Source organism: Methylorubrum sp. POS3 (assembly GCF_043352485.1).
Classification (GTDB): Bacteria; Pseudomonadota; Alphaproteobacteria; order Rhizobiales; family Beijerinckiaceae; genus Methylobacterium; species Methylobacterium suomiense.
In genome coordinates, this window is sequence record NZ_JAPRBT010000001.1 from 1366485 (window position 1) to 1390154 (window position 23670).

Genomic DNA, 23670 nt, shown 5'->3' on the forward strand with positions numbered 1-23670 from the left:
GAGCCTGCGGAGCAGGCAAGAGGGGGGACTGGGTTCGGAGGCAGCGCCCATGAATCCCTCCCGCCTCTTCATCCTGCGCCCGGTCGCCACGACGCTGATGATGCTGGCGATCCTGATCGTCGGTGCGGTGTCCTACCTGAACCTGCCGGTCTCGGCGCTGCCCGCCGTCGATTACCCGACGATCCAGGTCCAGACCTTCTATCCCGGGGCGAGCCCCGAAGTGATGACCTCGGCCGTGACGGCGCCGCTGGAGCGGCAATTCGGCCAGATGGCCAATCTCAACCAGATGTCCTCGCAGAGTTCGGCGGGGGCCAGCGTCATCACGCTCCAGTTCAATCTCGACATCCCCCTCGATATCGCCGAGCAATCCGTCCAGGCGGCGATCAACGCGGCGGGCAACCTGCTGCCGTCCGATCTGCCGGCGCCGCCGATCTACGCCAAGGTGAATCCCGCCGACGCGCCGGTGCTGACGCTGGCGCTGACCTCGACGACGATCCCGCTCACGCAAGTCAGGGACTTGGCGGAAACGCGTCTGGCGCAGAAAATCAGCCAAGTGGCGGGCGTCGGCCTCGTCAGCATGGGCGGCGGGCAGCGGCCGGCGGTGCGGGTGCGGTTCAATTCGCGGGCGCTCGCTGCCTACGGGCTCAACATCGACGACCTGCGCACCACCATCGCCAACCTCAACGTCAACACGCCCAAGGGCAATATCGACGGGCCGACCCAGTCCTACGCCATCAACGCCAACGATCAGGTCCGCGACCCCTCCGTCTACGCGAACTCGATCATCGCCTATCGCAACGGCGCCCCGGTGCATCTCACGGACGTCGCCGACGTGGTCGATGCCCCCGAGAACACCCGCCTCGGCGCCTGGGCCGACCGCACGCCCGCGGTCATCCTCAACATCCAGCGCCAGCCCGGCGCCAACGTCATCGACACCGTCGACCGCATCAAGAAGCTGCTGCCCCAGCTCCAATCGACGATGCCGGCGGCGGTCTCGATCGCGACGCTGACCGACCGCACGGTGACGATCCGGGCCTCGGTCCACGATGTACAATTCGAGCTGATGCTCGCCATCGCCCTCGTCGTGATGGTGATCTTCCTGTTCCTGCGCAGCTTCTCGGCGACGCTGATCCCGAGCCTGTCGGTGCCGCTCTCGCTCATCGGCGCGCTGGCCGCGATGGATGCCTGGGGCTTCTCGCTCGACAACCTCTCCCTGATGGCGCTCACCATCGCCACGGGCTTCGTGGTCGATGATGCCATCGTGGTGATCGAGAATATCGCCCGTCACGTCGAGGAGGGCGACGATCCGTTCGAGGCGGCGCTGAAGGGCTCCCGCGAGATCGGCTTCACCATCATCTCGCTCACCGTCTCGCTGATCGCCGTGCTGATCCCGCTGCTGTTCATGGCCGATGTGGTCGGGCGGCTGTTTCGCGAGTTCGCCATCACGCTCGCGGCCACCATCGTGATCTCGGCCGTCGTCTCGCTGACCCTGGTGCCGATGCTGTGCGCCCGGCTCCTCAAGCCCGTCGCGCATGGCGCCGACAGCCCGGTCGCCCGCCGCGAAGGCGCTCTTAGCCGTTTCGGCCGGCGCCTCAACGACGGGGTCATCGCCCTCTACGACCGTTGCCTGCGCGTCGTGCTCGCCCATCAGGGCCTGACGCTTCTGGTGACGCTCGGGACCGTCGCGCTGACCGCCTACCTCTTCGTCGTCATCCCGAAGGGCTTCTTTCCGGTGCAGGATACGGGGGTGATCCAGGGCATCTCCCAGGCCGATCAGAGCGTGTCCTACGAAGCCATGGCGGAGCGCCAGCAGGCGCTGGCCGACGTGGTGCTCCAGGACCCGGATGTGGCAAGCCTGTCCTCGTTCATCGGCGTCGACGGCCAGAACGTGACGCTCAATTCCGGCCGCTTCCTCATCAACTTGAAGCCGAAGGAGCAGCGGGCAGCGGATGCCAGCGCCATCATCCGCCGCCTCACCGCGGCCACCGCGAACGTCCCCGGCGTGCGGCTCTACATGCAGCCGGTGCAGGATCTGACGATCGATACCGCGGTTTCGGCGACGCAGTATCAGGTGATCCTCGAGAACCCCAACCTGACCGATTTCGAGACCTGGGTGCCGCGCTACGTCGAGGCGCTGCGCCGCTCGCCGTACCTGGCCGACGTCACCAGCGACTACCAGGGCAACGGACTCGCGGCCTACGTCACGATCGATCGGCCGACCGCGGGCCGCTACGGCATCACGCCCGCGACGATCGACAACGTGCTCTACGATGCCTTCGGCCAGCGCATCGTCTCGACGATCTTCACGCAGTCGAACCAGTACCGGGTGATCCTCGAGGCCGACCCGGCGCTCCACACCTCCCTCGACTCCCTCGACAATCTCTACCTGCCGTCCTCGACCGCGCCCTCCGGGCAGGTGCCGCTCTCGGCGGTGGCCAAGGTCGAGGAGCGGCGCGCGCCGCTCCTCATCGGCCATCTCGGCCAGTTCCCGGCCACCACGGTATCGTTCAACTTGGCACCCGGCGTCGCTCTGGGGCAGGCGGTGGAGGCGCTGGAGACCGCCCGACAGGACATCAAGCTGCCTGCGAGCTTCAACGTGGTGCCGCAGGGCTCGGTCTTCGCCTTCGAGACCGCGCTCTCGAACGAGCTGTTCCTCGTCTGCGCCGCGATCGTCACCGTCTACATCGTGCTCGGCGTTCTCTACGAGAGCTTCATCCACCCGATCACCATCCTCTCGACCCTGCCCTCCGCGGGCATCGGCGCGCTGCTCGGGCTGATGTGGTTCGGGCTGTCCCTCGACATCATCGCGATCATCGGCATCGTGCTCCTGATCGGCATCGTGAAGAAGAACGCGATCATGATGATCGATTTCGCGCTCCAGGCGGAGCGCGAGGAGGGCAAGGCGCCCCGCGACGCGATCTACGAGGCCTGCCTGCTCCGCTTCCGCCCGATCCTGATGACGACGCTCGCCGCCCTCTTCGCGGCGGTGCCGATGATCCTCGGATCCGGCGTCGGCTCGGAACTGCGCCAGCCGCTCGGCATCGTCATCGCGGGCGGCCTGATCGTCAGCCAGGTGCTGACCCTGTTCACGACGCCGGTGATCTATCTCGCCTTCGACCGGCTGGAGCGGCGCATCACCGGACGGCGGGAGGGCGGAAGCCGCCTGACGCCGGGCGAGGCGGTGCCGTGAGACGCGTCGCACCCGGGCTGGCGCGCACCCCCTCTCCGGATCCTCGCTCGTGCGACGGCCAGACCCATCCATTTCGAGGTGAGGGCGGTGCCTGCCGGAGAGGGCGGTCATGAATCTCTCCGAACCCTTCATCCGCCGCCCGGTGGCGACCACGCTGCTGACGATCGGCCTGCTGCTCGCCGGGCTGTTCGCCTATGTGCGCCTGCCCGTCGCGCCGCTGCCCCAGGTCGATTTCCCGGTCATCCTCGTCCAGGCGCAGATGGCCGGCGCCTCGCCGGAGACCATGGCGACCACGGTCGCCGCGCCGCTGGAGCGGCGGCTCGGCGTCATCGCCGACGTCAACGAGATGACTTCGACGAGTTCGCAAGGCACCGTGCGGATCATCCTGCTGTTCGGGCTCAACCGCGACATCGACGGCGCCGCCCGGGACGTGCAGGCGGCGATCAACGCGGCGCGGGCCGATCTGCCGACCTCGCTGCGCACCAACCCGACCTACCGCAAGTTCAACCCCGCCGATTCGCCGATCCTGATCCTGGGGCTGACCTCGGACACGCTCACGCCCGGGCAGCTCTACGATTCCGCCGCGACCATCGTGCAGCAGCGGATGAGCCAGATCGAGGGTGTCGGCAATGTCGATATCGGCGGCTCCTCGCTGCCGGCGGTCCGGGTCGAGCTCGATCCCACGGCCCTGTTCCACTACGGCATCGGCCTGGAGGGCATTCGCGCGGGGCTGGCCTCGGCCAACGCCAATTCGCCCAAGGGCGACATCGTCGCGGGGGATCGCCGCTACCAGCTCTACGCCAACGATCAGGGCCGGCAGGCCAGCGACTACCGCGACATCGTCGTGGCCTATCGCAACGGCGCGGCGGTGCGCCTGTCCGATGTCGGCGAGGTGGTCGATTCCGTCGAGGACAAGCGCAATCTCGGCCTCGTCGACGGCAAGCCGGGCGTGATCCTGTTCATCTACAAGCAGCCGGGCTCGAACGTCGTCGAGACGGTGGCGCGGGTGCGCGCGGCGATCCCGCAGGTGAAGGCCGCTCTCCCCGGCGACATCGACCTCGACATCTCCGGCGACCGCTCCGCCACGATCCGCTCCTCGCTCGCCACCACCGAGGAGACGCTGCTCATCGCCATCGTCCTCGTGGTGTTCGTGACCTACGTGTTCCTGCGTTCGTGGCGAGCCACGCTCATCCCGGCGGTGGCCGTGCCGATCTCCATCGTCGGCACTTTCGCGGCGATGTGGATGCTCGACTACTCCCTCGACATCCTCTCCCTGATGGCGCTCATAATCGCGACCGGCTTCGTCGTGGACGATGCCATCGTCGTGCTGGAGAACATCCAGCGCCACATCGAGATGGGCAAGCCGCGGGTCGAGGCGGCTTTGGTCGGCGCCCGCGAGGTCGGCTTCACCGTCGTTTCAATGAGCCTGTCGCTCATCGCCGTGTTCCTGCCGATCCTGCTGATGGGCGGCATCGTCGGACGCCTGTTCCAGGAATTCGCCGTGACGCTGTCACTGGCGATCCTCGTCTCGCTGGTGCTGTCGCTGACGACGACGCCGATGATGTGCGCGCTGCTTCTCCGACCCGAGGCCGAGCAGCATCGGGGCAAGCGCCCCAACCTGTTCCTGCGCATCCTGGAGGGCGGCTTCGACCGGGTCCTGCGGGGCTACGAGCGGACCCTGCGCCTCGCGCTCCACCACCGGCGCATCACGGCGCTGAGCGTGTTCGCGGCGATCGGGCTCACGGTCTACGGTTACGTCATCGTGCCGAAGGGGTTCTTCCCCGATCAGGATACCGGCCAGCTGATGGGCGGCATCCAGGCCGACCAGCGCATCTCGTTCCAGGCGATGAAGCAGAAGCTGGAACAGGCGAGCGCCATCGTGCAGGCCGATCCGGCCGTGGAGAGCATCGTCGGCTTCACGGGCGGGCGCGGTACCAATTCGGCCAACGTGTTCGTCGGCTTGAAACCCCTCGGCCAGCGCGATCCCATCGAGAAGGTCATGGCGCGGCTGCGGCCCAAGCTCGCCCAGGTGCCCGGCGCCCGCCTCTACCTGTTCCCGCGCCAGGACCTGAAGATGGGTGGGCGCCAGAGCTTCGCCCAGTTCCAGTACACGCTCCAGGGCGACACGGCCGCCGAACTCTATGCCGCCGCGCCGCAGCTCCTCCAGGCGCTGCAGAAGCGCACCGATATCTTCGCCGACGTCACCTCCGATCAACAGGAAGGTGGACTGGAGAGTCGCCTCGTCATCGACAGGCCGACGGCCTTCCGCTACGGCATCACCCCGGATCAGATCGACAACACCCTCTACGACGCCTTCGGCCAGCGTCAGGTTTCGACGATCTACAACCCCCTCAACCAGTACCACGTGGTGATGGAGATCGCGCCGCGATACCTGCAGAACCCGGAGGTCCTGAAGACGATCTACGTCTCGACCACCGGGGGAAAAGCGCGGGGCTCGGCCACGACCAACGCCGTCGCCGGCACCGTCTCGGCGACCACGCAGGACGCCGCGACCGCACAGGCCGCCACCACCTCCGGCTCGACGCCGACTGCGGCGAGCATCGCCGCCGATTCCGCGCGCAACGCCGCCGGCAATGCCATCGCGGCGAGCAAGGGCGGCGCGTCATCGAGCGCGCCGGTATCGAGCGCCAAGGAAACCATGGTGCCGCTGTCGGCCTTCGCCCGGTTCGAGACCGGCAGCGCGCCGGTGCAGGTGGCCCATCAGGGCCTGTTCGTGGCGACGACGATCTCGTTCAACCTCGTGCCGGGCAAGAGCCTCGGGGATGCCACCGCGGTCATCGAGAAGACCATGGCCGAGCTGCAACTGCCCCAGACCATCCACGGCGAGTTCGCCGGCACCGCCAAGAGCTTCCAGGAATCCTCCTCGCGCCAGCCGCTGCTGATCCTTGCGGCGCTGCTGGCCGTCTACGCGGTGCTCGGCATCCTCTACGAGAGCTACGTCCACCCCCTGACGATCCTCTCGACGCTGCCCTCCGCCGGCATCGGGGCGATCGTCGCGCTGCTCTCCACCGGCACCGAATTCACGATCATCGCGCTGATCGCGGTGTTCCTGCTCATCGGCATCGTCAAGAAGAACGCGATCCTGATGATCGATTTCGCCCTCGACGCCGAACGCAACCGGGGCCTGCCGCCCGGCGAGGCGATCTTCGAAGCCTGCATCCTGCGTTTCCGCCCGATCATGATGACGACGGTGGCGGCCTTGCTCGGCGCCGCCCCGCTCATCATCGCGGGCGGCGAAGGGGCGGAGCTGCGCCGGCCGCTCGGCATCGCCATCGTCGGCGGCCTGATCGTCAGCCAGATCCTGACCCTCTACACGACGCCGGTCGTCTACCTGTATCTCGACCGTCTCCGGCTCTGGGCGAAACGTCGCCGCCGGGGCGGGGCCGCAGCGATGCCGGCCGAGTAATGGATGTCTCGAACGTGACGCATTCGGACGACGATAACGCTCCCGCCGACGGATCTCGGGCTTGCCCGCGTTCCGCAGGTTGGTGCCCAATTCGAGCCGGCTCGATTTGGGTGGGGGCGGGCGCCCGCCGTGCGGGCGGGACAGGTAGCGAAGCGTCCGGCACGGCCGCTGCGCTCAGGCGACCCGCGTCGCGAGCCATCCCCTCCTGCCTCGGCGAGAGGGTTTTCGCGCACGCTTGGTACTTGGGCGTCGCTGCCCTGGCCCTGTCCACCTCCGGCTGTCTGGTCGGTCCCGACTACACCCGGCCCTCGGTCGAGACCCCGCTCGGCTTCAAGCAGGGCGGCCTCCGCGAGGACAGCCTTGCCTACGTTCAGTCCAAGAAGGGCTGGCGCACGGCGCGCCCGAGCGATGCCTCCGAGCGCGGCGATTGGTGGCGGGTCTTCAACGACCCCACCCTCGACCGGCTGATCCGCGCGATCGACGTCGACAACCAGAACCTGCGCGCGCAGATCGCCCTCTACGATCAATCCCGCTCCCTCGTGGCGCAGGCGCGCGCCGCCCTGTTTCCTACGGTGATCGGCGCCCCGAGCATCACGCGCTCGCGCACCTTGGGCACCGAGCGCACCACCGTCTCGCTTCAGGGGCAGGCGAGCTGGGAGCTCGACCTGTTCGGCGGCATCCGCCGCCAGATCGAGAGCGATGTCGCGGCCGCCCAGGCCTCCGCCGCCGATCTCGCCCTGGTGCGCCTCAGCCTGCAGGCCGAGCTCGCCACCTCCTACCTGCAGATGCGCTACTACGATGCGCTCAAGCGCGTGCTGCAGGAGAATGTCGAGGGGTTCAAGAAGAGCCTCGCCATCGCGGAGAACCAGTACAATGCCGGCGTGGCGGCGCGCTCCGACGTGATCACCGCGCAGACACAAGTTCAGACGACGCAGGCGACGCTGATCGCCGTCGATCTCCAGCGCGCCACCTTCGAGCACGCGGTGGCGATCCTGACCGGACGTCCACCCTCCGAGCTCAACCTGCCGTTCTCGCCGCTCCCGGTGCGCCCGCCGAGCGTCCCGGTCGGCATTCCCTCGGACCTCCTGGAGCGGCGCCCCGACATCGCCCAGGCCGAGCGGCTGGTTCAGTCGCAGAGCGAGCAGATCGGGGTCGCGGTGTCGGCCTTCTATCCGACGGTGACGCTCTCGGCCTCGGGCGGCGTGTCGGGCCTGACCAGCAACGGCGTGTTCTCGGCGGCCAACCGGGTCTGGGCAATCTCGGCTGCGGGCGAGCAGGTCTTCTTCGATGGGGGTGCCCGGGCGGCGGTGCTGCAATCGGCCCGCGCCGCCTACGAGGCGGCGGTGGCGAGCTATCGCCAGACCGTGCTGACGGCTTTCGGCGAGGTCGAGAACGGCCTGGCCGGCGTGCGCATCCTGGCGCAGCAGCAGGCCAAGCAGGACGAGGCGGTGGCCTCCGCCCGCCGCGCCGTCGAGATCACGCTCAACGAATATCGGGCCGGCACCCAGAACTTCACCACCGTCGTGACGGCCCAGGCGCTACAGATCAACAACGAGATCACCGCGCTCCAGATCCGGCTCAACCGCTTCACGACGGCGGTGTCCCTGATCCGCGCGCTCGGCGGCGGCTGGGACGCTCGAAGTCTCCCGACCGGCGAGGAGTTGAAGGGGCCGCGCCTGCCGATCGATCGCGGGCAGGCCTTGCGCACCGAGGAATAGAGTGGCCCGCCGGGGAAGCGGGGCAGCGTTGCCGGAACACGGTCCCGTGGGGGGTGTTGTCGTCGCATTTCCACCGGCTGAACCGGAGCCGCTTATGGCCGATGCCCGAGACGAGAAGCCCGACCGGACACCTGTCAGCCCCCCGGCGCCGCCCTGCACGCTGGTGGTGTTCGGCGCGGCCGGCGACCTGACCAAGCGCCTTCTGATGCCGGCCCTCTACAATCTCGCCGGCGGAGGGCTCCTGGATCGGAACTTCTCCGTCCTGGGCGTCGACCACAATCCCTTGACCGACGAGGGCTGGCGCAAGGATCTGTCCGACACGATGGAGTCGTTCACCCGCGACCCATCCGCGGAGTTCCACCCGGAGAAGATCGACCCGGAGAACTGGGGCTTCGTGCGCGATCGCCTCCACGTGATGCAGGGGGATTTCACCGACGACGCCACCTATCAAGCGCTGTCGTCCCGCCTCCACGGGAACGTCATGTTCTACTTGGCGGTCGCCGCCCGCTTCTTCGGACCGGTGGTCGAGGGTCTCGGCAAGGCGGGACTGCTGAAACAGGAGGAGGGCGCCTTCCGCCGAGTCATCATCGAGAAGCCGTTCGGCTCCGATCTCGAATCCGCCAAGGCGCTCAACCGGACGATCCTGGCGCAGGGCGACGAGAGCCAATTCTACCGCATCGATCATTTCCTCGGGAAGGAGACGGTTCAGAGCATCATGGCGATCCGCTTCGCCAACGGGATGCTGGAGCCGGTCTGGCGGCGCGAATATGTCAGCCATGTCGAGATCACCGCCGCCGAGACGATCGGCGTCGAGGAGCGCGGCAGCTTCTACGAGCCGACCGGGGCACTCCGGGACATGGTGCCGAACCACCTGTTCCAACTGCTCTCCATGGTGGCGATGGAGCCGCCGAATTCCTTCGACGCGGAAGCCGTGCGCGGCGAAAAGGCCAAGCTCGTCGAGGCGGTGCGCCCGATCCAACCGGAGGATGCGGTCCGCGGGCAATACGCCGCCGGCCGCATCGACGGGCAGGACGTGCAGGCCTATCGCGACGAGCCGGATGTCGCGAAGAATTCGCGGACCGAGACCTATGTCGCCCTGAAGCTCCAGATCGAGAACTGGCGATGGGCCGGCGTGCCGTTCTACCTGCGCACCGGCAAGCGCATGGCGAAGCATCACACCGAGATCGCGGTGCATTTTCGGCCGCCGCCCTTCCGCCTGTTCCGCGACACGGCGGTGACCGATCTGGCCCCCAACGTCATGCGCCTGCGCATCAGCCCGGATCCCGGCGCCGTCACGACCCTGAACGTGAAGCGTCCGGGGCCGCAGATGCACATCGCCTCGGTGGATACCGGCTTCCGCTACGGCGACTTCTTCGCCTCCTCCCCGACCGTCGGCTACGAGACGCTGCTCTACGATTGCATGATGGGCGACGCCACGTTGTTCCAGCGGGCCGACAACATCGAAGCGGGCTGGGCCGCAGTCGAGCCGCTGCTCAAGGCCTGGAAGGACGCGCCGGTCGTGTTCTACGAGGCGGGCAGCGCAGGCCCGAAGGAGGCGGACGCGTTGCTCGCCCGCGACGGGCATGAGTGGCTGACGCTCTGAGGCGGCCCCGGGGCTCGCCTCCGCACCTTTGTCCGCTTGTCGATATGAAGCGGCGGGGGCCTTTCAGCGCCGCAGAAAGTCGATCAGCGCGGCGTTCACCGCCTCGGCTTCCTCGTGCTGCACCCAGTGGGTCGCCTCCGGGATCCACTGGATGCGCCCACGCTCGCAGAGGCCGAGGCTCGCCTCGGCGAGGCCCGGCTGGAGCGCCGGATCGCGCCGTCCCCACAGGATCAGGGTCGGCGCCGCGATCCGTGGCGGTTGGCGCGCGCGCGGGAGGCGAGCCAGGGCGCGGTACCAGTCGAGCATCGCCGTCACCGCCCCGGGGCGGCGCCATTCGGCAGCGTAGCGGTCGAGATCGACGTCGGTGAACGTGCCGGGGCGGCTGGAAAGCCGCATCATCTCCCGCAGCCCGTAGCCGTCGCGGGCGGTGAGCAGACGCTCGGGCAGCAGCGGGAGCTGGAAGGCGCCAGCATAGGCGCTTCGCAGGATCTGCCCCGGATGGCGGCGCAGATAGGGGCCGAAGATGCCCGGATGAAATGCGTTGAGGATCGCGAGCCGCTCGACCCGATCGGGAAAAAAGCTCGCGGCCCAGAAGGCCACCAGCCCCCCCCAATCGTGACCGACGAGACGAAACGATCGGAAGCCGCAGGCTTCGGCGAGCGCGACCACATCGCCGGCCAGTCGGTCGAGATGGTAGGCCTCGATCCCCCGCGGCCGGTCGCTGAGGCCGTAGCCGCGCTGATCCGGCACGACGAGGCGCAGGCCGCTTTCCGCCAGCGGACCGATCTGCCGGTGCCAGCCGAACCAGCATTCGGGGAAGCCGTGCAGCAGGATCGTCGGCGGGCCGTCCGCAGGTCCGGCTTCCGCGACGTGGATCTGCAAGGAGCCGACCGGGACGTGACGGTGGCGGAGATCGGCTTCGGGCATCGAAAGATTGTCCGCGCGGTGGGTCTCATGCCCGAACGCCGCGGCGCGGACGGGGTTCGAGCGGACGCCGAACCCGCTATAGTGGGGCGGATCTCACAAGGCTTCCGCTCGATGCCGTTGCTGCTGCGCTGCCTGCTCGCGCTCGCCTGTCTGTCCGCCTGGCCCGGACCGGCCGCCGCGCGCATGGTGACCGACGCCGCCGGGCGCCGGGTCGAGGTACCGGAGCGGATCGAGCGGGTGCTCGCCGCCGGCCCACCGGCCGCGGTGCTGCTCTACACTCTCGCGCCGCGAAAGATGATCGGCTGGCCCCGCGCGCCGAGCCCTGAGGAGCGCGCTTTCCTCACCCCCGACGCGGCGGCCCTTCCGTCCACCGGGCGGCTGACGGGGCGGGGCGGCACCGCGAATGTCGAGGCGGTGCTCGCGCTGAAACCCGATCTCATCGTCGATATCGGCAGCACGGGGCCGACCTACGCGTCGCTGGCCGACCGGGTGCAGGCGCAGACGGGCATTCCCTATCTCCTCCTCGACGGCAGTTTTTCCAAAGTGCCCGAGACGTTTCGCACGCTCGGCGCCGTGATCGGGGTACAAGCCGAGGGCGACGCGCTCGCGGCGGAGTCCGAACGCATCCTGACGGCGGTGGCCGAGGCCGTGGCCGCCGTACCGCCGGAGCGACGGCCGCGGGTCTATTACGGGCGCGGCCCCCGCGGCCTGGAGACGGGGCTGGCGGGCTCGATCAACACCGAGATCATCGAGGCGGCGGGTGGGCGCAACGTAGCGACCGCCGAGGGAATGGGCGGGCTCGCCGGAATCTCCCCGGAGCAGGTGCTCGCGTGGAACCCGGACGTGATCGTCGCCCTCGACCCGGCCTTCGCGGCGAACCTGCCCAACGATCCGCTCTGGAGCGGATTGAAGGCCGTTCGCGACGGAAGGGTCTATGCCGCACCGGTCCTTCCCTTCGGCTGGGTCGATGCGCCGCCCGGCGTCAACCGCCTCATCGGCCTGCGCTGGCTCGCCGGCCTGTTCTTCCCGGACAGCTTCCCGGAACCGCTGGCCGAGGCCGTGACCCGCTTCTACCGGCGCTTCTACCATGTCGAACCGAGCCCGGCGCAGGTCGAAGCTCTGCTCGGCGCCACCGTGCCCTTGGACAAGCGCCGATGAGCGAGGCTGCCTCCACCGCCGTGGCGCCGGGCGGGACCCGGCGGCGCCTGGCCGGGCTGAGCCTCGCGACCCTGCCGGTCCTGGCGCTCCTCCTGCTGGTCGTCGTCTCGCTCGGAACCGGCCGTTACCCGGTCCCCCTCGCCGACGTGTTTTCGCTGCTTCTGGCCAAGGCCCTCGGGCTTTCCTCGGCCGTCGATGCCACTGCGCAGACCGTGGTGCTTCAGGTGCGCCTGCCGCGGGTGCTCGGCGCCCTCGTGGTCGGTGCGGGGCTGGCGGCGGCCGGGGCGACCTATCAGGGATTGTTCCGCAATCCCCTGGTCTCACCCGATATTCTCGGCGTGTCCGCAGGCGCAAGTCTCGGCGCCGTGCTCGGTATCGTGCTGACGCTGCCGGCCGCCGCGATCCAGGGGCTCGCCTTCGCGGGGGGGCTCGCCGCCGTGAGTGCCGTCTACGCGGTCGGGATCGCCGTGCGTCGGCGCGGCGCGTCCGATCCAGTGCTGACGCTGGTCTTGGCGGGCGTCGCCATCGGGGCGCTGCTGGGAGCGGGCATCGCCCTGTTGAAGGTCATGGCCGATCCCTACAACCAGCTCCCCGCCATCACCTTCTGGCTCTTGGGCAGCCTCGCCTCGGTCAATCGGGGCGATCTCGGGGCGATCCTGCCCGCGATGCTGATCGGCCTCGTCCCGCTGGTGCTGCTGCGCTGGCGCGTCAACCTGATGAGCTTGGGCGATGAGGAAGCCCGGGCCCTGGGCGTCGAGACCCGCGTGATCCGCCCGGTACTGGTGGCTGCGGCCACGTTGGTGACCGCGGCGGCCGTCTCGGTGACGGGCGTGATCGGCTGGGTCGGGCTGATCGTGCCGCACGTCGCCCGGCTGCTCGTCGGGCCGGATTTCCGGCGATTGCTGCCGGCCTCGCTCCTGCTCGGCGCCGGGTACCTCACCGCCGTCGATCTCCTGGCGCGCACGGTCGCCACCATCGAGGTGCCGCTCGGCATCCTCACCGCCCTCGTCGGCGCGCCGTTCTTCCTGTGGCTGCTGGCCACCGCCAAGCGCGGCTGGGCGTGATGCTGGCGCTTCGCGAACTCGCCTTCGGCTACGGCACCCGCAGGGTCGGCGCCGGCATCAGCCTGACGGTCCGGCCCGGCGAGGCCCTGTGTCTGCTCGGGCCGAACGGGGGCGGAAAGACCACCCTGTTCAAGACCATGCTCGGCCTGCTGCCGCCGCTCGCCGGGCAAATCGTTCTGGAAGGCCGAGACCTCGCCACGCTGTCCCGGCGCGACGTTGCGAAAACCATCGCCTACGTGCCGCAGGCGCATGCGGCCTTCTTCCCGTTTCGGGTGCGCGAGGTGGTGCTCATGGGCCGGGCGAGCCGGCTCGCCGCCTTCGCCAGTCCCGGCGGCGCCGACCACGCGGCGGCCGACCGGGCACTCACGATGCTCGGGATCGGCCATCTCGCGGAACGGGTCTACACCGAGATCAGCGGCGGTGAGCGCCAACTCGTCCTGATCGCCCGGGCGCTGGCGGGCGAGCCGCGCCTCCTCGTGATGGACGAGCCGACCGCCAGCCTCGATTTCGGCAATCAGGCCCGCGTGCTGGCGCAGGTCCGACGGCTGTCGGAACGCGGCATCGCCGTCGTGCTCTCGACCCACGATCCCGGCCATGCCTTTCTCTGCGCCGACCGGGTCGCCCTGCTCCATAACGGCCGCTTGGTGGGCCTGGGACCACCGGCGGAGACCGTGACCCCCGACACGCTGCGGCTGCTCTACGGCGTCGAGGTCGCGGTGGTGCCCTTGCCGGGGGCGAGGCGGGGGGAGGCGTTGTGCGCGCCGGTGCTGCCGTGAGCGGCCTTGATTCCACCCATCCCCCCTCGTCCTGAGTGCGGACCAAAGCGCAGCCTCGAAGGAGAACTCCGGACCTCGTGCGATCCCTGAGCCCTGCTTCGAGGCCGCTGACGCGGCGCCTCAGGATGAAGAGGATGGGTGAGAAGGGAGCTGTTCCCTCACCACGCCGTCGGTTTCGGGTTGCGCTCGTCGAAGCCCATCTGGTGCCAGTAGGGGTAGACCGGGTTCTCCCGGCTCGCGGCATCGAGGCGGGCGATCTGATCGGGGGTGAGCGACCAGCCGACGGCGCCGAGGTTCTGCCGCAGCTGCTCCTCGTTGCGCGCACCGATGACGATGTTGCAGACGGTCGGACGCGTCAGAAGCCAAGCCAGCGCCACCTGCGAGACCGTCTTGCCGGTCTCCTCCGCCACGGCGTCGAGGGCATCGACCACGCTGTAGAGATACTCTTCCGAGACGGTCGGCCCGCCCTCCGCGCCACCCGATGCGATGCGCCCGGACGAGGCCGGCTGTCCGCGCCGGATCTTGCCGGTCAATCGGCCCCAACCCAGCGGACTCCAGACCATCAGGCCGACGCCCTGGTCGAGGCCGAGCGGCATCAGCTCCCACTCGTAGTGGCGCCCGATCAGGGAATAGTAGCCTTGGTAGACGACGTAACGGGCGAGCCCGTAGCGCTCGGACGTGGCGAGCGCCTTCATCAGCTGCCAGCCGGAAAAATTCGACGCGCCGATATAGCCGATCTTGCCCGACCGGGTCAGGTCGTCGAGCGCCCGCAGGGTCTCCTCGACGGGGGTGAGCGCGTCGAAGCCGTGCATGAAATAGACGTCGATATGGTCGGTCCCCAGCCGCTTCAGGCTGGCCTCGCAGGAGCGGATCAGGTGATGGCGCGAGGAGCCGACGGCGTTCGGGTCGTCGCCCGAGCGGAAGGTCGCCTTGGTCGAGATCAGGAGCCGGTCGCGGCGCCCCTTGATCGCCTCGCCCAGGATCTTTTCCGAGTCGCCGCTCGAATAGATGTCGGCGGTATCGAGGAAGTTCACCCCCGATTCCAGGCAGATGTCGATCAGGCGGCTGGCCTGGGCGACGTCGGTGCTGCCCCAGGTCTTGAAGAAGGCGTCGGTGCCGCCGAAGGTCCCCGTGCCGAGGCTCAGGACGGGCACCGTGAGGCCCGAGCGTCCGAACTGGCGGTGTTCCATGATGTGCCGCTCCGATTGAATTGCGCGCGCAGCGTCCCCGAGGACCTGCGTGCAGTGCGGCAACGCCGGCATCGGGGGGTCGGTTCGCGATCGGTTCGCCACATCCCCGCCACGGATGGCCCGCGCTTCCGCCACCGAAAAAATCAGTTTTCGCGAAGACTTCGTCAACCAAGAGCCACTATCGAAGCTCAACCTCACCGTATCCAGGGCCGGGGTGACGCCACGCAGAACGCGGGCGACACCCGCCGCGCCGCACCATTTTCGGGATCACATCGTGAGCTTCACCGTTACCGCCGGCGCCGCCCCGCTCGTCTATTCCTGGCAGCACGGCTCGATGCTGAGCGCCCTCGAGCAGAGCCTCTCGCTTGCCACCACCGGCTTGGCCGAGGTGCGGATCACCGACGGGGAAGGCCGCGCCTACAGCCCCGCCGCGCTCTACCAAGTGCTGTTCGGCCAGAAAACGGCGGCGCGCGACACCAAAGCGGCCCCGCACGCCCGCGCCGCCTGATCGCCCCTCACGCAGCGGTGCGGTGCGTCGCTTCGATCGCACCGGAGCCGTCGCCGAGCCCGCCATGCGCTTCGGCCAGGATCGCGTAGGAGCGCAGACGCGCCGCGTGATCGTGGATGGCACTGGCGACGATGACCTCGTCGGCGCCCGTCTCGGCGGCAAGCGCCTCGAGTCCGGCCCGGATCGTCCCGGCGGTCCCGACCAGCGAACGCGCCAGCATCCGTGAGGCCTGCCGCTTCTCCGGCAGCGTCCAGTACCCCTCGATATCGTCGATCGGCGCCGGCAGCAGGCCGCGGGTGCCGCGCACGAGATTGGTGAAGGCCTGCTGCGGCGTGGTGAACAGGCGACGCGCCTCCGCCTCGCTCTCCGCCGCGACGACGTTGATGCCGACGATCGCGTAGGGCTCTGCCAGCTGGGCCGAAGGGCGGAAGCGGGCGCGATAGGTCTCGAGCGCGGGCAGCAACGCGTCCGGCGCGAAATGCGACGCGAAGGCGTAGGGTAGGCCGAGCATCGCCGCGAGCTCGGCCCCGAATAGGCTCGAACCCAGAATCCAGAGAGGCACCTTGGTCCCGGCACCGGGCACGGCCCGCACCGCCTGACCCGGCTTCGGATCGTCGAGGAGCGCCTGAACCTTCAGCACGTCCTGCGGAAAGGTCTCGGCGGCGCCGTAGTCGCGGCGCAGGGCCCGCAACGTCGCCCCGTCGGTGCCGGGGGCGCGGCCGAGGCCGAGATCGATCCGGCCGGGATAGAGGGTGGCCAGCGTGCCGAACTGTTCGGCGATCGTCAGCGGCGCGTGGTTGGGCAGCATGATGCCGCCCGCGCCGACACGGATGCGCTGGGTGCCCGCCGCCACATGGCCGATCACCAGGGCGGTCGCGGCGCTGGCGATCCCCGTCATGTTGTGATGTTCGGCGAGCCAGAAGCGCCGGTAGCCGAGTTGCTCGGCGTGTCGCGCGAGATCCCGGCTGCGGTCGAGGGCGTCGCGCGGCGTGCCCCCTTCCGGGATCGGGGCGAGGTCGAGAACGGAGAGGGGCGGGAGCGGCATCGACGAACCTTTCCGAACGCTTTCACGCCGCCGGGCGGCGCAAGACATCGTTCCCCCTCATGAAAAAGTCAGATCGTGAGCCGCGACAGAAACCGCAAGACGGGGGCTTGCACTCCGCCCCGGACCCGTCCTAGCCTTCCTTCATCGGCGCCGCAGCAGCGCCGTCCTGCGATAAGGAGGTTGGCCATGAGACATCAGGGCAGCACCGTCTCCGCCGCGCGCACCGCCGATGCGGATCAGGACAAGCCACCCAACCACAACCGGCAGGGATAGAGGCCGCCGACAGGCGCGGTCACCGGTCGAGTTCCCCCGCCCATCCGGGGTCGGGGCCGTAGCTCCCGGGACGCGCGAGGCAGCGTGGCCCCTGCAAGAGCCCGTCGGCGCGAGCCGGCGGGTTTTTCTGTTCGGCGCACGGGTATCGAGAGAATTTGCCCTCGATTGTTGGCTTTTTCATGTATCTGACGAGGGCATGATCGGGGATGACACATCCGAATCTGATGTCAATTCAGCTTCCACCATCAATATCTACAAAAATACCCATACGACGAAACGCTCTCGACTGAGAGACGATTCGGAATACGCACAATTAAAATAGCGCGCATTCCTATGTCGTATCAATAAAAAGTTCGAATACAGAAAATTGACTGTACATATATTTATCCCATATTATACAATTAATTATAATAAATGGAACCATCTATAATAAATAAATTTAACAATCTCTATTGAAGATTTCAAGTTTGCTATTATTCTATGAGCGGTTTACGCGCTATCCATACTTTGATTTAGATTTTGTTAGGAGGAGAAATACAATATAGATTTATGATTGGAAGTCGAATCCCCAACTGGATCCCTTGCAGCATGATCGGGGGCTACGCCTTGGCGGCAGTGGCTGTGAAGATGCCTGATAGTGTTTTGGCACATGTCACACTGTCAGTATTTGTTTTTATAATCGGATTGTACTTATTTTCGCAAGGGGCTGTAGGTGGAGGCGCAATGAAGCTCATGACTGCCGCGAGTCTTTGGATTGGGCCGAATGGAATATTCATCGAATTTGCAGCAACAATTGGGGCGTTCGTAGTTTTGAAAATGGCAATATGCTCGATCATCTATCGAAAAATTGATAATAGCCCGATACCACTTGGTATACTCACGATAGCGGCCCTGGTCATTCACCTCCCACGAGCACCCACGTGGCTGGCAGTGATTGAAAGGCTATCAATAATGACTTGATACGCGGATTGAAGATGGATTGATTTTGAGATCAATCGATAGCTCTACCCTGAGCGTTGCATAGACAATCTATATCGTAAGCGAGCAAAATTCGGGCGATATTTTAGAATTTCATCTCAAAGAGGACGCTTCTCGATCCTGTCGGGGCATTTGCTCCGTATGGCTGGCATTCTGCGTTGTCCCGCCCGCTCGCCCGGGTCATCGCCCTGGATCGACCGGCGCCTCGAATTCATAATGCGCGGCGCGAGCCTTGCAGAGACGGCGTCCGAGTGCACCTCGGAGCCCGGCGCCCGGATGACGATCTTTCATTTCGAGCTGTGCCGGAACGGCGAAAGGATCGGTGCGATCGAGTCCCGGGACTGTCCCGATTGCGGCATGGCCTTCCGCGCCGCTCGGGACATGATCCGGAGCTACCGGGACGAGGACAGCCTGCCGAACGGAGCGCGCGACCATACCCTTCGGGTCACCTACGTCGATCACTCGCTGCTCTTCGACCTACCCTTCGACCTACGGATCTGAAGGCGCGGCCGAAATCGTCTCAGCCCTTCCAGTTCTTCAGCGCCGCGAACGGGCTCGCCGACGGATCGGGGGCGGGCGGGTTGAGAACCGGCTCGACCTGCGCGACCGCATCGGCCAGGGAATGGGCGCTTCCCTGCGGAAGCTTGCCTCCCGCCGCATCGCGATGGCCGCCGCCGCGGAAGGCGCGGGCGCCGTCGAGGGCGGTGCCGTTGATCGAGCGGAACGAGAGCGTGCCGGCCCGCTGGACGTTGACGACGCGGGTGGCGCGCCCGCCCTCCATCACCAGATCCGAGACCCGCTGGAACGTGCCGGAATCGAGCCCGAACGACAGGAGGGTCCCGTCCGAGAGGGGATGGAACAGGCTGTCCGAGCGGGCGAGCATACGGGCAAGGCGCATCCGCGTGGTGAGCGTCGGATCGTCGGCAGGCTCGTCCGCCAACAGGGCATCGACGATGCCGGCCCGCAAACTGCCGGCCCTCCGCTCCAATTCGGCAGCGGTCGCACCCTCCGCAAGGCAGCGCGCCGCCGCGAGCAGCAGATCGGACAGAAAACGATCATGCCGGGGATGGCCCGGCGGCACCAGGGGAGAGACGCTGTCCCAGAAGATCTCGTCGAGGGCCAACCCGCCGGTGAAGGCCGGATCGCCCTTGCGCCAGAGATCGAGCGCTCCCACCGCCTCGATCAGGGTCGGAAGTTCCGCCGGCCCTTCGGCCTCCTGCGGCGCGTAGAGCGCGCGCTGGTCGAAGGCCATCCGCGTCGCGCAATGCGCCTCGTCGATGAGCACGAAGATGTCCGCATCCCCCAGATCGGTCCGCGTCAGGCCCGGACGCTCCGGATCGGGCGCGGGCTCCAGGCCCTGGCGCCGGAGCTGATCGAGCGAGGAGGCGTGATGATCGAGAACGACGAGGCGATGGCGGCTGCCTTCGGCCCGGTTGCGGTTCATCGCGGCAAACCGCCGGAAGAAGGCGATGGCGGGCTCTTCCAGCCCGAGATCGGTCATCAGCAGCGTTTCGGGTTCCTGCGCCTTGCGCAGGCGCTTCAGCTCGTCCTCGACCACTGGGCCGACATCGCTGTAGCGGGCGACGTGCACCACGCGCTCGACCGGCGCGAGGCAGGCGGCCACGGTGGAGGCCCCGTAACCGTCGAGGTCGTTATGGGTGATTTGGACGAGCGTCATGCCGCTTCCATAAGCGCGAAGCCGCGGGAAGGCCACGCCGGATCAGCGCCGTCGACAGGCCCGACCGAGAACTTGATCCTGCTCAAGCGCGGCTGCTCTTGCCATCCTTCCCCTGCCGGGCAAGACGGGCCCGCAACCTTAACGCCGGGTTCAGACGTTGAGGGCTAACCGCGACACATCCAATACCGATCCGGCGAGGGCATGACGCAACCGACCGATTTCCCCCGCCATGCCGATTCCGCTGGTCGGACGGGCCTGAGCCGCCGTCAGTTGCTCGGCACGGCCGCGGCCGCGGCCGCCGGCGCCGCGGCCGCGATGCTGCCCGGCGCCGCGCCCGCGCAGGAGGCTGCGCCGGCCCTGCCGGCGGCGGGCGCCCCCTTCTCCGATGCGACGGTGCCGGACCTCGCCCGCGCCTTCGGCAATCGGCCCTTCGTCGCGCGTCCCACCGACGACGTGCCGGAGAGCCTGAAATCCCTGTCGCGGGAGCAGTACGAAGCGATCCGCATCCGGCCGAACGACCTGATCTGGGGCGGCGAACCGCACGGCTTCGCCCTCGAGCCGCTGCTGCGCGGCTTCTACTACACCGATCGGGTCGCGCTGTTCCTCGTCGAGGACGGCGTGGTGCGCCCCGTCGGTTACGATCCGGTGGGTTACGACAGCGGCGGCGCAGCGCTCCCCGAAGCCGCCAAGTCACCGGGCTTCTCGGGCCTGCGCATCCGCGCGAAGATCGGTGAAGCCCATCAGGATTTCGCGATCCTGCAAGGTGCCTGCTTCTTCCGCCTCGCCGGACGCGGACAGATCCTCGGCGTCAACGGCCGCGCCCTGATGCTGCGCCCGGCCGATGCCCGGGGTGAGGAGTTTCCGCGCTGGCGCGCCCTGTTCATCGAGCGGCCCAAGACGCCCGGCGCGCCGCTGGTGATCCACGCCCTGATCGACTCGGAATCGCTCGCCGCCGCCTTCCGCCTGGAGCTGACGCCGGGCGAGACCACGAACGCGGCGATCACCGCCACGCTGGTGACGCGCAAACAGATCGACCATCTCGGCCTCGGCGGCATGCAGGCGCCGTTCCTGTTCGGCCCGCACGACCGGCGCGGCGCCGACGACGCCCGCGCGGCGGCCTATGCCGCGGGCGGCCTGCAGATCCGCAACGGCGGCGGCGAGGCGATCTGGCGGCCGGTGCGCAATCCGGAGACGCTGCAGATCTCGAGCTTCGTCGATGCCGGGCCGAAGGGCTTCGGCCTGATCCAGCGGGATCGGGAATTCGAGACCTTCGAGGACGACGCCCATCCCTGGGAGCGCTGCCCGTCGCTCTGGGTCGAGCCCGGGGAGGCGACGGGCGTCGAGGGTCTGTGGGGGGAGGGGGCCGTCACCCTCATCGAGATCCCGAGCGATGCCGAGATCAACGAGAACGTCATCGCCTATTGGCGTCCGAAGGCATCGCTTCCCGCCGGCACCGAGATCCGCCTCGCCTACCGCCAGGGTTGGGGCCGCGAGCCGGAGATCGGCCCGATCGCCCGGATCGCGGGCACGCGCAGCGGGCGCGGCAGCGCCGACCCGCGCCGGCTGTTCCTCGTGGACTTCGCCGGCGATGGTCTGTTCACCCCCGAAGGTCAGGCCGTGCCGTTGGAGACCGTGCTCATCGCCGGTCCCGGCAAGATCGTCGAGGGCGCCACCCGCTGGTACATGCGCCCCGAGCGGCGCACGGTGCGGGTGGCGTTCGAGCTCGATCCCGGCAACGCCAAGGCCTGCGAATTGCGCCTCGCGCTCAAGACGCAGGGCCGGCAGATCACCGAGACGTGGCTGTATCGCTGGACGCCGTGAATGATCTTGGCCGCGCGGCTCCGCGATTCCTGACATAACGCTCCTTGTGCCGCCGGGCCGGAACCGAAATCCGGGGCACAGCGGGCGCATCACGAAGTCATTCACGGGCCGGGGCCGACCGGAGAGCCGATGTCACAAACCGCCGAGATCGTCCTGGACCGCGCCGCGGCGCAGGATGTCGCCCCGGAGCCGGCCATGCCGCCGCGGGCGCCGCTTGCCATGCCGGTGCAGGATCTGCGCACAGCGTCGCCCCCGGCGCGCCGGGGCGGGGGCGGGCCGCTCGCCGCACGGCTGTTCGTGTTCGGCGGCGCCCTCCTGCTCACGGTCTACGGCGCGTGGCAGATGTACGAGGTGATCTCGGTCTCGGGCGGGGCCACATGGTTGCAGTACGTGCTGCTCGTGCTGTTCGTGCTGAACTTCTCGTGGATCGCGTTGGCCTTCACCGGCGCCCTCGTCGGCTTCGCCAGCCTGCTGCGGGCCGGCCCTGCCGCGCCGATACCGACGAGTCTTTCGACCCGCACGGCCATCGTGATGCCGGTCTACAACGAGGGCAGCGCCCGGGTCTTCGCCGGCCTCCAGGCCATGCATGAATCCGTCGCCGCCACGGGTTTGGGCGCGCATTTCGACTGGTTCGTGCTCTCGGACTCGACGCAGGCCGATGCCTGGGTCGCCGAAGAGCGCGCCTTTCGCCAGTTGCGCGCGGAGCTCGGCCCGGATGCCCGGCTCTACTATCGTCATCGCGAGAAGAACCATCACCGCAAGGCGGGCAACATCGCCGGCTTCGTCACCGGCTGGGGCGGGGCCTACGACCACATGCTGGTGCTCGATGCGGACAGCCTGCTCACCGGCGACTGCATCGTGCGGCTGACCGCAGCGATGGAGGCCGATCCGGATGCCGGCATCGTCCAGAGCCTGCCGCTCATCATCAACCGCAACACCCTGTTCGCTCGCCTCCAGCAATTCGCGGCGCGCATCTACGGCCCGGTCATCGCCACGGGCTTGTCGGTCTGGTCAGGCCGCGACGGCAATTACTGGGGCCACAATGCGATCATCCGGATGCGCGCCTTCGCCGAGGCGGCCGGATTGCCGGACCTGAAGGGCCGCCCCCCCTTCGGTGGGCATATCCTCAGCCACGACTTCGTCGAGGCGGCACTGATCCGCCGGGCCGGGTGGGGCGTGACCATGCTGCCGCGCCTCGAAGGCTCCTACGAGGAAAGTCCGCCGTCGCTGATCGACCTCGCGGTGCGCGACCGGCGCTGGGCGCAGGGCAACCTCCAGCACGCCCGCGTCATCGGCGCGGCGGGTCTTGCCCCGGCCTCGCGCCAGCATTTCGCCACGGGCATCGCGGGCTACGTCGCCTCGCCGCTCTGGCTCGCCCAGCTCGTCATCGGTCTCATCATCGTGCTGCAGACCGCCTGGGTGCGGCCCGAATACTTCTCGGCGGAATTCGGGCTCTATCCCGTTTGGCCGCGCTTCGATCCGGTGCGCGCGCTCCAGCTCTTCGCGCTGACCATGGGCATCCTGCTGGCACCCAAGTTCCTGGGGCTGATCCTGGCGCTGCTGGACGGTCGCGTGCGGCAGGCGAGCGGCGGGGCGGGGCGCCTGACGGCTTCGTTCCTCATCGAGATCCTGCTCTCGGCGCTGATCGCGCCGATCGCGATGGTGGTGCAGTCGGGCTCGGTGTTCCAGATCCTGGCCGGGCGCGACACCGGCTGGAACCCGCAACGGCGCGACGACGGCTCGATCCCGCTGTCGGACATCATCCGCCGCCATCGCTGGCACACCGTGCTCGGCATCGTCACCGGCATCGGTGCCTTCGCCATCGCGACCTCGCTGTTCCTCTGGATGTCGCCGACGATCCTCGGCCTCGTGCTGGCCATCCCCCTCTCCTGGGCGAGCGGGCAGCTGGCCCTGGGTCTCGCCCTCAAGCGGCGCGGCCTGCTCGTGACCCCGGAGGAGGAGACGCCGCCCGCCATCGCGACCCGCGCCGGCGCCCTCGCCGCCCGCAACGCCGCCCGCGGCTTCGACGACGTCGATGCGCTCGCCGCCCTGCATGCCGACCCGGACCTCGCCCGCGACCATGCCGCGATGCTGCCCGAGGGCCGCTCCCGCCCGCGCGGCCAGATCGATCCGGACCACACCCTCGCCCGCGCCAAGATCGTCGAGGCCGAAACCCTCACCGAGGCGCAGGGCTGGCTCTCCCCGCGCGAGCGCTTCGCCCTCCTGCACGATCGCGCCCTGCTCGATCAGCTCACCCGCCTCAATCCCGTCTGAGACGGGAAACGTTGACGCTGATCCGGCTGCCGCCCTAGAG

At 68.3% G+C, this 23670-nt stretch carries 16 protein-coding genes; 12 read left to right on the plus strand and 4 right to left on the minus strand.

Translation table 11 applies throughout. The annotated features are described in order from the left end of the window. The first annotated feature begins 49 nt into the window (after positions 1–49). From OWC43_RS06495 to zwf, 4 genes are all read left to right on the plus strand, one after another. Positions 50–3190: an MdtB/MuxB family multidrug efflux RND transporter permease subunit gene (locus tag OWC43_RS06495; protein ID WP_393956098.1), complete on the plus strand. Its 3141-nt coding sequence runs from the start codon at positions 50–52 to the stop codon at positions 3188–3190. 109 nt (positions 3191–3299) lie between these two features. Beyond that, positions 3300–6617: an efflux RND transporter permease subunit gene (locus OWC43_RS06500; RefSeq protein ID WP_393956099.1), complete on the plus strand. Its 3318-nt coding sequence runs from the start codon at positions 3300–3302 to the stop codon at positions 6615–6617. A 242-nt stretch (positions 6618–6859) separates the two neighbouring features. Beyond that, the gene (locus OWC43_RS06505; RefSeq protein ID WP_137829803.1) at positions 6860–8335 is read left to right on the plus strand and encodes an efflux transporter outer membrane subunit; all 1476 of its coding nucleotides are present in this window, start codon (positions 6860–6862) and stop codon (positions 8333–8335) included. Positions 8336–8429: 94 nt separating this feature from the next. Next, positions 8430–9938, plus strand: coding sequence for a glucose-6-phosphate dehydrogenase (zwf, locus tag OWC43_RS06510; protein ID WP_393956100.1), 1509 nt, complete (start codon positions 8430–8432; stop codon positions 9936–9938). Between the two features lie 63 nt (positions 9939–10001). Here zwf and OWC43_RS06515 read toward each other — a convergent pair whose 3' ends face one another. Continuing rightward, positions 10002–10865, minus strand: coding sequence for an alpha/beta fold hydrolase (locus OWC43_RS06515; RefSeq protein ID WP_393956101.1), 864 nt, complete (start codon positions 10863–10865; stop codon positions 10002–10004). 111 nt (positions 10866–10976) lie between these two features. On the opposite strand from OWC43_RS06515, the gene OWC43_RS06520 reads away from it, so the two are divergent. The 3 genes from OWC43_RS06520 to OWC43_RS06530 are packed head-to-tail and all read left to right on the plus strand — an operon-like array spanning position 10977 to position 13863. Further along, on the plus strand, positions 10977–12023 hold the full coding sequence (locus tag OWC43_RS06520; RefSeq protein ID WP_393956102.1) for an iron ABC transporter substrate-binding protein: 1047 nt from the start codon (positions 10977–10979) through the stop codon (positions 12021–12023). Further along, entirely contained in the window at positions 12020–13087 is a 1068-nt protein-coding gene (locus OWC43_RS06525; RefSeq protein ID WP_393956103.1) for a FecCD family ABC transporter permease, read from the plus strand. Before OWC43_RS06520 ends, OWC43_RS06525 begins: the two co-directional genes overlap by 4 nt. Next, positions 13087–13863 (plus strand): ABC transporter ATP-binding protein, encoded by a 777-nt coding sequence (locus OWC43_RS06530; protein WP_393956104.1) that lies wholly within the window; start codon positions 13087–13089, stop codon positions 13861–13863. The genes OWC43_RS06525 and OWC43_RS06530 overlap by 1 nt, the downstream gene beginning before the upstream one ends. Positions 13864–14021: 158 nt before the next feature. On the opposite strand, the gene OWC43_RS06535 is transcribed toward OWC43_RS06530, so the two are convergent. Further along, positions 14022–15053, minus strand: coding sequence for an aldo/keto reductase (locus OWC43_RS06535; RefSeq protein ID WP_137829797.1), 1032 nt, complete (start codon positions 15051–15053; stop codon positions 14022–14024). A gap of 274 nt (positions 15054–15327) precedes the next feature. On the opposite strand from OWC43_RS06535, the gene OWC43_RS06540 reads away from it, so the two are divergent. Further along, positions 15328–15561, plus strand: a complete 234-nt coding sequence (locus tag OWC43_RS06540) for a hypothetical protein (RefSeq protein WP_393956105.1) — start codon at positions 15328–15330, stop codon at positions 15559–15561. Between the two features lie 7 nt (positions 15562–15568). On the opposite strand, the gene OWC43_RS06545 is transcribed toward OWC43_RS06540, so the two are convergent. Beyond that, the gene (locus OWC43_RS06545; protein ID WP_393956106.1) at positions 15569–16606 is read right to left on the minus strand and encodes an LLM class flavin-dependent oxidoreductase; all 1038 of its coding nucleotides are present in this window, start codon (positions 16604–16606) and stop codon (positions 15569–15571) included. A gap of 822 nt (positions 16607–17428) precedes the next feature. Here OWC43_RS06545 and OWC43_RS06550 point away from each other — a divergent pair. Together OWC43_RS06550 and OWC43_RS06555 are read left to right on the plus strand one after the other, a co-directional pair. After that, positions 17429–17839 carry a prepilin peptidase gene (locus OWC43_RS06550; RefSeq protein ID WP_393956107.1) on the plus strand — a complete coding sequence of 137 codons (411 nt, stop codon included), beginning with the start codon at positions 17429–17431 and terminating at the stop codon, positions 17837–17839. A gap of 294 nt (positions 17840–18133) precedes the next feature. Then, entirely contained in the window at positions 18134–18358 is a 225-nt protein-coding gene (locus tag OWC43_RS06555; protein ID WP_137829794.1) for a hypothetical protein, read from the plus strand. A gap of 19 nt (positions 18359–18377) precedes the next feature. On the opposite strand, the gene OWC43_RS06560 is transcribed toward OWC43_RS06555, so the two are convergent. Further along, on the minus strand, positions 18378–19535 hold the full coding sequence (locus tag OWC43_RS06560) for a dimethylmenaquinone methyltransferase (RefSeq protein ID WP_393956108.1): 1158 nt from the start codon (positions 19533–19535) through the stop codon (positions 18378–18380). A gap of 201 nt (positions 19536–19736) precedes the next feature. Between OWC43_RS06560 and OWC43_RS06565 the strand changes: the two genes are divergently transcribed. Together OWC43_RS06565 and mdoH are read left to right on the plus strand one after the other, a co-directional pair. After that, complete coding sequence (locus OWC43_RS06565) at positions 19737–21356, plus strand: glucan biosynthesis protein D (RefSeq protein ID WP_393956109.1); 1620 nt, start codon at positions 19737–19739, stop codon at positions 21354–21356. A gap of 129 nt (positions 21357–21485) precedes the next feature. Next, entirely contained in the window at positions 21486–23630 is a 2145-nt protein-coding gene (mdoH, locus tag OWC43_RS06570) for a glucans biosynthesis glucosyltransferase MdoH (RefSeq protein ID WP_393956110.1), read from the plus strand. Positions 23631–23670 lie beyond the last annotated feature (40 nt).